Origin of the sequence: Streptomyces sp. NPDC048248, assembly GCF_043201875.1 — a bacterium.
Taxonomy (GTDB): domain Bacteria; phylum Actinomycetota; class Actinomycetes; order Streptomycetales; family Streptomycetaceae; genus Streptomyces.
On record NZ_JBICZL010000014.1, the window covers coordinates 147,662 to 159,638 of the forward strand.

9 protein-coding genes are annotated in these 11,977 nt (G+C 72.3%); 5 read left to right on the forward strand and 4 right to left on the reverse strand.

Translation table 11 applies throughout. The features are described 5' to 3' along the window. Window positions 1-139 precede the first annotated feature (139 nt). Window positions 140-2,551, reverse strand: a complete 2,412-nt coding sequence (locus ACGFZW_RS28880; RefSeq protein WP_393896175.1) for a penicillin acylase family protein — start codon at window positions 2,549-2,551, stop codon at window positions 140-142. Between the two features lie 177 nt (window positions 2,552-2,728). Between ACGFZW_RS28880 and ACGFZW_RS28885 the strand changes: the two genes are divergently transcribed. Both ACGFZW_RS28885 and ACGFZW_RS28890 read left to right on the forward strand, forming a co-directional pair. Further along, a complete protein-coding gene (locus tag ACGFZW_RS28885; RefSeq protein ID WP_393896176.1) occupies window positions 2,729-4,261 on the forward strand; it encodes an acyl-CoA synthetase in 1,533 nt (510 codons plus the stop codon). Between the two features lie 237 nt (window positions 4,262-4,498). Beyond that, window positions 4,499-5,299, forward strand: a complete 801-nt coding sequence (locus tag ACGFZW_RS28890) for a VOC family protein (protein ID WP_393896177.1) — start codon at window positions 4,499-4,501, stop codon at window positions 5,297-5,299. A gap of 76 nt (window positions 5,300-5,375) precedes the next feature. On the opposite strand, the gene paaK is transcribed toward ACGFZW_RS28890, so the two are convergent. Continuing rightward, a complete protein-coding gene (paaK, locus tag ACGFZW_RS28895) occupies window positions 5,376-6,704 on the reverse strand; it encodes a phenylacetate--CoA ligase PaaK (RefSeq protein ID WP_393896178.1) in 1,329 nt (442 codons plus the stop codon). 122 nt (window positions 6,705-6,826) lie between these two features. Here paaK and ACGFZW_RS28900 point away from each other — a divergent pair, with 122 nt between their 5' ends. Further along, window positions 6,827-7,525, forward strand: a complete 699-nt coding sequence (locus tag ACGFZW_RS28900) for an alpha/beta fold hydrolase (protein WP_393896179.1) — start codon at window positions 6,827-6,829, stop codon at window positions 7,523-7,525. Between the two features lie 337 nt (window positions 7,526-7,862). On the opposite strand, the gene ACGFZW_RS28905 is transcribed toward ACGFZW_RS28900, so the two are convergent. Further along, entirely contained in the window at window positions 7,863-8,699 is an 837-nt protein-coding gene (locus ACGFZW_RS28905) for a class I SAM-dependent methyltransferase (RefSeq protein ID WP_393896180.1), read from the reverse strand. 141 nt (window positions 8,700-8,840) lie between these two features. On the opposite strand from ACGFZW_RS28905, the gene ACGFZW_RS28910 reads away from it, so the two are divergent. Together ACGFZW_RS28910 and aroQ are read left to right on the forward strand one after the other, a co-directional pair. Beyond that, window positions 8,841-9,368, forward strand: a complete 528-nt coding sequence (locus ACGFZW_RS28910) for a DinB family protein (RefSeq protein ID WP_393896181.1) — start codon at window positions 8,841-8,843, stop codon at window positions 9,366-9,368. 192 nt (window positions 9,369-9,560) lie between these two features. Then, on the forward strand, window positions 9,561-10,187 hold the full coding sequence (aroQ, locus tag ACGFZW_RS28915; protein WP_393896182.1) for a gamma subclass chorismate mutase AroQ: 627 nt from the start codon (window positions 9,561-9,563) through the stop codon (window positions 10,185-10,187). A gap of 87 nt (window positions 10,188-10,274) precedes the next feature. Here aroQ and ACGFZW_RS28920 read toward each other — a convergent pair whose 3' ends face one another. Next, the gene (locus ACGFZW_RS28920; RefSeq protein ID WP_393896183.1) at window positions 10,275-11,903 is read right to left on the reverse strand and encodes an acyl-CoA synthetase; all 1,629 of its coding nucleotides are present in this window, start codon (window positions 11,901-11,903) and stop codon (window positions 10,275-10,277) included. Between the last annotated feature and the right edge of the window lie 74 nt (window positions 11,904-11,977).

The window sequence follows — 11,977 nt, forward strand, 5'->3', positions numbered from 1 at the left end:
ACCTCGCCCCCAACCCCCACACCCACCAAAACCACCGGGCGTGGGCGCCGGCTTGCGGGGGGGGGGGGGCCCCGCCCTTTGGGGGGGGGGGGGGGGGGGGGCCCCCCCCCGGGGGGGCCGCCCCCCCTCCGCCGCGTCGTCACTGGTGGGCGCGTACCACCCGAAGCTCCGGTGACGCGAGGATGTCCCGTTCGCAGAAGCGGGCCCGCACCATCCGGCCGGCCGAATACAGCTCGGTCTGGTCGCGGTAGTGCGGGGATCCCGGGTCGGAGGACTGCGAGTAGGTCAGCAGGACCCGGGCGTCGGGGCAGCGACCGCCGTTGAAGCCGACGGCCTGCAGATAGCTGGAGCCCGTGGTCACCTCGTGGTATCCGCCGGCCGCGGCATCCCACCGGCCCTCGGTCTTGTTCCAGATGCCGAGCCCCTCGGTGCCGCCGGCGATCGGGATCCGCTTTCCGCCCCGCACCACGAACTGGTGCGCACCGAGCGGCGCGTCCAGCGGGATCCGCGCCGCGCGCAGCTCGCTCACGGCATCGGCGAGGGCGGTGGCGAACTCGGGGGCGGCGGTGTCGAGGGTGTGCGGCGTGCCTACCGGGTCGGACGGGTCGAAGGGGGCACGCCACAGTTCCGCTGCCGGGACCTTCGCGGTGAGCCCCCGCCAGAAGCGGTCGAAGAGCAGTGCCCCCTTGCTGCCGGTCCGCATCGTCCGGTCCCAGGAGCCGATCACCCGGCAGGCCGCGGAGACATCAACTGCCCTGCCTTCACTACTCGTTGCCGTGCCTTCGGGCAGGTCACGGCAGGCGCGTGCGGTGTCGGCGGCGGCCAGATCCCCGGCCGGCGCGCGGTTGGCGAACTGCTGGCGCTGCAGGTCGTCAAGGGTCAGCCCGCCGCGCGCCGCCATCGCCGAGACGTCCTGGAGGGCGCCGCGGGTCCGCTGCGAGCGCGGGGTCGCCGTCGTGCCGAAGACCCTCGGATATCCGGTGAGAGGCCGGTCGGCGTTGGTCAGCCAGGCGCTGTCGTTGGAGTTCTCGACGTAGGGCACGTCCTTCAGCGTGGGCATCGCGGACGGCCCGAAGACGCCCGGTTGCAGCGCGTCCGGATCCCGCCCGAGGGCGCATTCGGAGCGGGAGCCGTCCAGTACCGCGAGACCGGTGGACGGATACGTGGTGCGGCCGAGGGCCGTGGAGCAGCGCCGGTCGAGGTCGTCGGTGATGCGGGGGAGCACCTGCGACTGGCTGTAGTAGGAGTGGCCGGCGGCGTCCGCGGCGATGGTGTTCGTCCAGGGCAGTCCCTGGGTGTCGCGCAGCGAGCGCGCGATGCCGTCCACACCGGTCGCCTTGCTGAAGCGCAGGGCGGTGTCGGCAGCCCGCAGATTCACCGCGTTGGGGTCGTTCACGGCGAAGGCCGTCCCGCCGGTCCAGGGCAGTTGCAGCTGTCCGAGGGAGCTGACCACCGGGCCGTAGCGGGTCCACCACTGGACGCGTGAGACGTCCGGGCCGTCCTTGACGGGGACGGTGACGAGGCGTCGGGTCATCTTGTGGGGGACGCCGTCGACCAGGTAGCTGGTCGGATCCGAAGGGTCGAGGGTCAGCTGATGCAGATTCAGCGTCACACCGGTGGCGACCGTGTGGCTCCAGGCGACCTCGGCGTTGTGCCCGATGGAGACCGTGACGGAGCCGAGCAGGGAGCCGCCGGAGGCGTTCAGCTCGCCGGGGATGGTGACCTGCGACTGCCAGAAGCGGCGGCCGCCGGACCAGGGGTAGTGCGGGTTGCCGAGCAGCAGGCCCCGGCCGTTCGCCGTCGTGGAGCCCTTGAACGCGACCGCGTTGGACCCCATGTCCGAGCCGTCCTGCGAGAACAGCCGGCGTACGGCGTCCACGGCGTCCTTTCCGCCGTCCCCGCCGCGCACGGACCGGTCACCCGACACGGGACGGGTTCCGGGTGGCGCCGCGGCCGTGATGCCGTCCACCACCCGGCCCTGCCCGCCCAGTACGGCAAGCGCGAAGGCCCGCCGGGCCACATCGAGGCTGCTGACGGGCCGGACCCATGGCTTGCCCGCACACGCGGGGTCCTCGGTCCGATGCCGGCTCAGCCAGGCGTTGTAGCCCGCGGCCCAGCCCCGCATCAGGTCCTTGACGGTACGGCTCGGGCCGGCCGGTGCGGGCTGCCGCAGCAGCTTCTCGACCGTGCCCGCCCGCCGGACGCCGGCGAAGTACAGGTCGCTGGAGAGGTTGGTCGCCGCCGAGGACAGCGACTGGTCGGGGGCGGCGTCGGCGCCGAAATACCGCGACCGCTCGCCCCGTAGGGTCACGAACCCGTCGGCGAGGGTGCACACCTGGTCGGCGGCCTGCGCCCAGCCCTCCCCGAACCCGAGGTTCGGGTAGTCCTTGGCGACGATGTGTGGGATGCCGTACTCGGTGTAGCGGATGACGGCGGACAGGCCGCCGGCCGACGGGTGGTGCCGGGCGCCGGCCGGTGTGTCCGGTGGCGCGGCCGCGGATATCAGCAGGGCCACCCCGGCGAGCGCGAACGTTCTCCGGCGATTGCGCATGGTTCCTCCCAACAGACTTGAGAGCAAAGGCGGTTGAGCGTACCAAGCGGTCGGTCATGTGCCGGTGCGTTCGCGCGGACGGAGAATCCGGACCGGGCGCCGCGGCCCCCGCGGACGGCACGAGACGGTACGGCCGGGCGCCTTGACCCGCGCCGGACCGCGGCCGAGGATCGCGCCATGACGCAAGCGCGCAGCAACACGGTCGACGGAGTCCTGCGGCGCAGCGCCCGCCGGGTGCCCGAGCGGACGGCGATCCGGTACGCCGACCGGTCCTGGACCTACCGCGAACTGGACGACGCGGTGACCGTCGCCTCCCGGGTGCTCCTCGCCGACGGGCTGCGGCCCGGCGACCGGGTCGCCTCCTACGGGCACAACTCCGACGCGTACCTGATCGGATTCCTGGCCTGCGCCCGCGCCGGACTGGTCCATGTGCCCGTCAACCACGGCCTCACCGGCGAGGATCTGCGGTACATCGTCGAGCAGTCGGGCAGTTCACTGGTGCTCACCGACCCCGCACTCGCGCACCGGCTGCCCGCCTCCGTACGCACTCTGCCGCTGAGCGACGCCGCCGACTCGCTGCTGGTGCGACTCGCCGAGTACCCCGCCGCTGACGACCGGTCTGCCGACGAGCGCCCGGCCGCCGATCTGCCGGACGACACCCTCGTCCAGCTCCTTTACACCTCGGGAACCACCGCGCTGCCCAAGGGCGCGATGATGACGCACCGCGCGCTGGTGCACGAGTACACCAGCGCCGTCATCGCGCTGGATCTGAAGGAGACGGACCGGCCCCTGCACTCGCTGCCGCTCTACCACTCCGCCCAGATGCATGTGTTCCTGCTGCCGTATCTGGCCGTGGGCGCCGAGAACACCATCCTCGACGGTCCCGACCCGGACCGGATCTTCGATCTGGTGGAGGCCGGCCGCGCGGACAGCCTGTTCGCGCCGCCGACCGTGTGGATCGCGCTGTCGCAGCACCCCGGTTTCGCCGTGCGGGAGCTGAGCGGACTGCGCAAGGCGTACTACGGTGCCTCGATCATGCCGGTGCCGGTCCTGGAGAGGCTCCGCGCCCGGCTGCCCGCACTCGCCTTCTACAACTGCTTCGGGCAGAGCGAGATCGGGCCGCTGGCCACGGTGCTCGGCCCGCAGGAGCACGTGGGCCGGATGGATTCCTGCGGCCGTCCGGTGCTGTTCGTGGAGGCGCGGATCGTGGACGAGACCGGCCGGGAGGTGCAAGACGGCACCACGGGCGAGGTCGTCTACCGCTCCCCGCAGCTGTGCACCGGCTACTGGGACAAGCCGGAGGAGACCGCCGAGGCGTTCCGCGACGGCTGGTTCCACTCGGGCGACCTGGCCGTGCGGGACCCGGAGGGCTTCTTCACCGTGGTCGACCGGGTGAAGGACGTCATCAACTCCGGTGGGGTGCTGGTGGCCTCGCGGCAGGTGGAGGACGTCCTCTACGAGCATCCCGAGGTGGCCGAGGTCGCGGTCATCGGACTGCCGGACGAGCGCTGGATCGAGGCGGTGACCGCCGTGGTCGTCCGGCGCGCGGACGGCGCCGGGCCGGGAGAGCAGGAACTGATCGACGCGGCACGTGCCCGCCTCGCGTCGTTCAAGGCTCCCAAACGCGTGGTGTTCGTGGACGCGCTGCCGCGCAACGCCAGCGGCAAGATCCTCAAGCGGGAGCTGCGGGACCGATTCGGGGCGTCCTGACCGGTCACCGCGCGTGACGACCGGACGGAAGGCGGTCGGCGCCAGGACGGGCCCGGCCCGGGTGCGCACGGAGAGCGGCTGTCAGTGCCCCCTGCCATGCTGGGAAGTGGCGGGAGTACGGCCGTGGCCGGGCTGCTGGGCTGCTGCGGACGGCGGCGAGGACACCGCCCCCGGCCGACCGTGCGCCCGCCCGGCTCCACCGGCCGGCGTCACGACCAGGACATCGGAGGATCACCCATGCTGACGACCGATTACGTTCCGGGTACACCCAACTGGCTCGACCTCGGCGCTCCGGACATCGACGCCGCCGTCACCTTCTACTCCGCCGTCTTCGGCTGGACCTTCCTGTCGGCAGGACCGGAAGCCGGCGGCTACGGCTTCTTCCAGCTGGACGGCAAGACCGTAGGCGCCGTCGGCCCGCTGACGGAGGAGGGGGCGACCTCCGCCTGGACGGTGTACTTCCACTCCGGCGACGCGGACGCCACGAGCAAGGCCGTCGAGCAGGCCGGCGGCTCGGTGCGCGTGCCGCCGATGGACGTCTTCACGGCCGGGCGGATGGCGGCCTTCACCGACCCGCAGGGCTCCGACTTCGGCGTATGGCAGCCGGGCGACGTCCAGGGCCTGGAGAAGGTGATGGACGTCAACGCGATGTGCTGGACGGAGCTGTTCACCACCGACGCGGCCGGGGCGAAGAAGTTCTACACCTCGGCGTTCTCCTGGGAGTACCAGGACATGCCCATGGGCGAGGACATGGTCTACTCCCTCGTCTCCTCGCCGGGCGGCGGCAAGCCCGGTGACACGAGCCAGGGCGGGATCATGCAGCTGCCGCAGGAGAACCTCGACGCCGGCAACGCGCCGGAGTGGCACCCGTACTTCGGCGTGACCGACTGCGACGCCACCTTCGCCACCGCCGCCGAGCGCGGCGCCACCGTCCTGATGCCGCCGAGCGACGCCCCGGGCGTCGGCCGGCTGGCCATGCTCAAGGACCCGGCGGGGGCGCCGTTCGCACTGATCAAGGGCGACCCCACGACGAGCTGATCCGGCTCACCAGGAGCGTGCCGTAGCGCGGCGGGTCTCGCTCACAGCCGCCCCGGTGCCCCCAGGGCCGCGCTCCTCAGGGGGCGCGACGTCCGGTGTCCCGCGGCCGGGCGTCGACGATCCGCTTGATCTTGCCGACGGAGCGCTCCAGCGTCTCGGGATCGACGATCTCCACCACCACCGACACCCCGATACCGTCCTTGACCCCGCGGGCGATGCTGCCGACGGCGGCCGCGCGCTCCTCGGTGGTCGCGTCGGGCCGGGCCTCGGCGCGTACGGTCAACTGGTCCATCCGGCCCTCGCAGGTCAGCCGCAGCTGGAAGTGCGGGGCCACCCCGGGCGTCCGCAGCACGATCTCCTCGATCTGTGCGGGGAAGAGGTTCACCCCGCGCAGGATGATCATGTCGTCGCTGCGACCGGTGATCTTCTCCATGCGGCGGAAGGCCGGACGGGCGGTGCCGGGCAGCAGCCGTGTGAGATCCCGGGTGCGGTAGCGGACGATCGGCATCGCCTGCTTGGTGAGCGAGGTGAACACCAGCTCACCGTGTTCCCCGTCCGGCAGCACCTCACCGGTGATCGGGTCGACCACCTCCGGATAGAAGTGGTCCTCCCAGATGTGCAGCCCGTCCTTGGTCTCCACGCACTCCTGGGCGACGCCCGGCCCCATGACCTCCGACAGGCCGTAGATGTCCACCGCGTCGATCGCGAAGCGCTCCTCGATCTCGCGGCGCATCTCCTCCGTCCAGGGCTCCGCGCCGAAGATGCCGACCTTGAGCGAGGTGGTCCGCGGGTCGATGCCCTGCCGCTCGAACTCGTCCAGCAGCGTGAGCATGTACGACGGGGTCACCATGATGATCTCGGGACGGAAGTCCTGGATGATCCGTACCTGCCGGCTGGTCATCCCGCCGGAGGCCGGCACGACCGTGCAGCCGAGCCGCTCCGCGCCGTAGTGCGCCCCGAGGCCGCCGGTGAACAGCCCGTATCCGTAGGCGATGTGGACGGTGTGTCCGGGGCGGCCGCCCGCCGCGTGGATCGAGCGGGCGACGACATCCGCCCAGGTCGACAGGTCGCGCTCGGTGTAGCCGACGACCGTCGGAAGGCCGGTGGTGCCGCTGGACGCGTGCAGGCGGCGCACCTCGCTCTTGGGGACGGCGAACATCCCGAAGGGGTACTGCGCGCGCAGATCGTCCTTGACGGTGAACGGGAACGCGGCGAGATCGCCGAGCGAGCGGCAGTCCTCGGGCCGTACCCCCGCCTTGTCGAAGGACTCGCGGTAGCAGGGGACGTTGTCGTACGCGTGCCGCAACGACTCCCGCAACCGCGTCAGTTGCAGTTCGCGCAACGCGTCACCCGAGAGCCGCTCCGCCTCGTCGAACCTCTCGCCGCCCGTGGCCGCTGGCGCCATGCAGTGTCACCGCCTCATCTCCCTACCGATCATTCGGTAGCTGAATGCGCATCCAAGTAATCAGCGCGCGGCGAACACGTCAAGGGGCGTGACGCGGACGGCTCGCGGGTACCGTCCAGCGCATGAGTGACGTCCAGAAGGTGCAGGTCGGTGAGGTCCAGCTGGCATACCGGGTGTGGGGTGAGGAGGCGGCGCCCCCGGCCGTTCTGTTGCACTGCCTCGGGGAGGACGGCGAGGACTGGCGCGGGGTGGTCGCACGGCTCACCGCCACCCACCGGGTCTACGCCCTCGACCAGCGGGGCCACGGGCACAGCGACTGGCCGGGTGAGTACGGCTTCGAGCGGTGGCGGGACGACGTGATCGGCTTTCTCGCGGCGCTGGGCCTGGAGCGGGTGACGCTCATCGGCCACTCGCTGGGCGCGGTCGCCGCCCTGCTGGCGGCAGAGGCGAGCCCGGAGCGGGTGGAGCGGCTGATCGTCGAGGAGCCGGCGCCGCCGGTGCGTGCGGAGCCCCCGCTGGAGGTCCCCGAGGCCCCGGAGGGCCCCCTGGCCTTCGACTGGCGCGCCAAGGCCGCGGTGGTCGCGGAGCGCAACGCCCCCGACCCGGCCTGGTGGTCCGGCCTCGCCGGGATCGCCGCCCCCACCCTGGTCATCGGCGGCGGCCCGACCAGCCATATCCCGCAGTCGCACCTCGCCGACCTGGTGGACCGGATCCCCGACGCGCGTCTGGTGACGATCGACGGCGCCGGTCACCTCGTCCACGAGGAGCGTCCGCTGGAATTCCTCGCCGCGGTGAACACGTTCCTGACGCCACACGCCTAGGGCGGGAGTGTCCGCGAAGTCCCGCCTGGCCCGCGGCGTCTGGCACGCACGCTCGCTGCGTTGTCGGGATCGCCCACGTGGACCCACTACGAGGACGACCCTCCGCCTCGCGATCGCGCTCGGCCTCCGAAGGCGACTCCGAGCCGAGACGGAGCGAGTGCAACGAGCGCAGTGCACCGGACGCCGCGGACCCCGCCCTACGGGCGGACGAAGGGACGTTGCGGACACGCCCTGGCGGATGTCCGCGTCGCGGGCCCGGTGTGATTCTGCGGACGCGGCCCGGAGCTGCCCGCGACGCGCGCCTGTTCGCCGGGCGCGCCCGGCGTTCCCCTTCGCCTCAGGCGGGGCGGGTCGCGCTCGCGAGGAGGGCGACGGCAGGCAGTGCCACGAAGCCGTCGCCGACGGCGTGCGCGGCGACCTTGCGGTCGTAGATCCGGCGGACGGCCCGCTGCCCTTCCGGGTCGAGCCGGGAGATGACCGCGCCGGTCAGCGGGGTGCCGGTGACCACATCCGTCCACCACTGGGCCGGGTCGACGCGGTGCAGCCACCGGACGGTCTCGACATCGGGCGCCGTGAACCCAGCGCCGCTCAGCAGCCGGAAGAAGGCGGCCGGACGGTCCGGGCCCTCGGCGCCCGCGAGGAACGGTCCGGCCGCCGGGACGTCGGCGGGGCGCGGCACCCCCGACTCGGCGACCGCCTCGCCGAACAGCGCGGTCGCCCGCATCGCCTCCTTCTCCCAGGCGGTCAGCGCGAGCCGCCCGCCGGGGGCGAGCACCCGGCGGATCTCCGCGAGGCCCGCCGCGGGATCGCCGAGGTGATTGATCACGAAGTTGCCGACGACGGCGTTGAACCCGCCGTCCGCGAAGGGCAGTTCGTCGAGCAGGGCGATACGGACATCGAGGCCGGGGTGGCTCCGCCCGGCGAGTGCGGCCATCTCGGGAGAAGCGTCGACAGCCGTCACCTTCGCGCCCCGCCGCAGTGCCGCGGCGGCCACCGGACCGGGCCCGCAGCCCGCGTCCAGTACCCGGCTCCCCGGGCCCACACCCGCGGCGTCCAGCAGCGGCTCGACGAGGTGCGACGTCACCCGGCCGAAGCCCGCGCGGTAGGCGTCGGCGCGGCCCGACCAGCCGGTCCGCTCGAACCGGTCGAACGACTCCGCGTCCCATATGGCCATGGTGTGCCCTCGCCTTCCTTCGGGACTCAACATCGTGCCAGAGCCCTGCGGTGCTCCGTGTACGGGCACCGCGCGGGCCGCTTCGCCCTCCGGCTGCCCGCCCGCAGCTGCCTGACTTCGGGTTGTGGAAGGGTGACGCACATGGGTACTACACCGGACGGGCGTCTGATTCCGCCCGCACATGCCGACGAACGCGCCATGCTGGAGAGCTGGTTGGAGTTTCACCGGGCCACGCTCGCGCTGAAATGCACCGGGCTCGACGACCGTCAGCTGCGGCTGGCCCCGGTTCCACCGTCGGCGATGACGCTGCTGGGTCTGGTCCAGCACATGGCGGAGATCGAACGCAACTGGTTCCAGAGGGTGTTCGCCGCACAGGACGTGCCGCCCGTCTTCGAGGAGGACAACGCCGATGGTTTCACGCTCGACCCGGACCGCGGCATCGACGAGGTGCTCGCCGCCTGGCGCTCCGAGGTCGCGCGCGGCCGCGAGCTCACCGCCGGCGCCTCGCTGACCGCCTCGGGCAAGCTGCCGCCCCAGGAGGCCCGGATCGTCGGTGACGAGGGCGTTTCGCTGCGCTGGATCCTCGTCCACATGATCGAGGAGTACGCGCGCCACAACGGCCATGCGGATCTGCTCAGGGAATGCGTCGACGGCGTCACCGGAGCGTGAGAGCGCCCGGCGAGCCGCGGGGCGCGGCGTACCCTGATCGCGCCACGGAAGGTGTAGTCGCCACGCAGCCCCCGGAAGGGCTTAGGCTCACGGCCGTACGCCCTCGCACCCGCCGCCCGGTTCGGCCGCGTCATCGGACCGCCGACCTGCCGGGGAGCGAGGGCCGTTCCGAAGGTTCGAGAGAGGCCGACTGTGCAGCTGACCACCTCCGTGCGCCGTGTGCTGATCACCGGCGCGGCCGCCACTGTCCTGTTCGCCGGAGCCGGCGGGGCCGTCGCCGCGCCGTCGGACACGTCGGCGGCCGCCCGCCCGGTCGTCGCCGCGTCCTCTCCGTACGGCCAACTGCGCCCGCTCGCCGCGCTGTCCGCGGAGCGGCTGGCGACCGGGGACCTGGTGGCCGCGGCCAAGTGGGGGACCGGCGGCCCGATCGACGACCCGGCCCGCGAGCAGGTGGTGCTCGATGCGGTGGCCGCGCAGGCACGGCAGCTGGGGGCGGACCCGGCGGTGACGGTGCGGATCTTCCGGGACCAGATCGAGGCGAACAAGGTCGTCCAGCGGGGACTGCACCGAGCGTGGGAGGCGGACCCCTCGCAGGCGCCGACCGAGCGCCCGGACCTCGACGAGGTGCGCCAGGAGATCAACCGCATCAACGGCGCCCTGGTGCGCGCGATCGCCGATTCGCCGGCCGCCCGCTCCGCGCCGTACTGCGGGCCCCTGCTGACCGCGGCCGCGGTGCGGGTTGGTCACGACCGGCATATGGACGGTCTGCACGCGGTGGCGCTGGCCCGCTCGCTCCGGTCGGTCTGCGCAGGTGCCTGAACCGGTCAGGTCCCGGGCGCGAGAGGCGGCAGACCGCACGACGGGATGCCGCACGACCGGTGGTGCCGGAGGCCGTACCCCGGCCGCTCAGGCCTCCCGGTCGCCCGACGCCACGGCTTTCGCCCAGCGGTAGTCCGCCTTGCCGCTGGGGGAGCGCTGGATGTGGTCGGTGAAGACGACGGCGCGCGGAATCTTGTATCCGGCCAGCCGTGAGCGGCAGTGTGCCTGGACACCCGCCAGATCCAACGGCGGTGCTTCCGGGCGCAGTTGGACGACGGCCGCGACGCGCGTGCCCCACCGCTCGTCGGGGACTCCGGCCACCAGCGCGTCATAGACGTCCGGATGGGACTTCAGGGCCTGCTCGACCTCCTCCGGATAGACCTTCTCCCCACCGGAGTTGATGCACTGAGAACCCCTGCCGAGGACGGTGACGATGCCTTCCTCGTCGACCGTCGCCATGTCGCCCAGCAGGACCCACCGGTCACCGTGTGCCTCGAAGAAGGTCTCCGCGGTCTTCTCGGGGTCGTTGTAGTAGCCCAGCGGTACATGGCCGCGCAGCGCGATCCGGCCGACCTCGCCGACCGCGACCGGCTCGCGGCCGGCCGGGTCCACCACGGCGATACGGGTGTCGACGCGCAGTCGGAACCCCTTGTCCGGGCCGGAGTCCTCGGTGGCGGTGCCGTTGAAACCGGATTCGGAGGAGCCGAAGTTGTTCAGCAGCATCGTGCCGGGGGCCAGGGCGCCGAACTGGGCCCGTACCGTCTCGGACAGGATCGCGCCGGAGCTGCTGACACTGAACAGCGAGGAGCAGTCGGTGCCCCGGAGCGGCCCGGCGAGCGCGTCGACGAGCGGGCGCAGCATCGCGTCGCCCACCAACGAAACGCAGGTCACCTTCTCCCGCTCGATGGTCCGCAGCACCTCTTCGGGGACGAACTTGCGGTGGATGACGACCTTTTGGCCGTAGTGGAAGGCGATGAACGCGGTGAGGGTGGAGGTGCCGTGCATCAACGGGGGCGTGGGGAAGAAGACGAGTCCTTCGCCGCCCGCCGCGACCCGCTCAGCCAGTTCCTGCGGGCGCTTCACCGGCTCGCCGGTGGGCGCCCCGCCGCCCATGCCGGAGAGGAAGATGTCCTCGTGGCGCCACATCACGCCCTTGGGCATCCCGGTCGTGCCGCCGGTGTAGATGACGATCTGGTCGTCGGCCGAACGCGGAGCGAAACCCCGGTCGGGTGACCCGGCGGCTTCGGCCTCCGCCAGGGGGACCGGGCGGATGCCCGGCTCGGGGGCGTCCGAGGGGGGAGCGCCCACCCGGACGAGGTGTCGAAGCCGGCCCGCCCGGGGGAGCGCCGTGGCGACCCGCGCGGTGAACTCCGCGTCGAAGACCAGTGCCACCAGGTCCGCGTCGCGGTAGAGGTACGCCAACTCCTCCTCCACATAGCGGTAGTTGACGTTGACCGGGACGGCGCGGATCTTCAGGCAGGCGTAGACGGCCTGAAGGTACTCCACGCCGTTGTAGAGGTGCAGACCGACGTGGTGTCCGGGGCCGATGCCGCGGTCACGCAGATGGTGGGCGAGGCGGTTGGCGGCGCGGTCCAGTTCCGCGTACGTCAGGCGCCGCTCGGCCCCCGTCCCCGGGTGGTCGACGTACACCAGTGCCTCGCGGTCGGGAACCGCGTCGACGATCGACTCGAAGAGGTCGGCAAGGTTGTACTCCACGTCTCCTCCAGACCGGGCGGACGTCGGCTTGGCGGTCATTAGAGCGCCGCGGGGAGCAGCAGGGAAGGGCCACG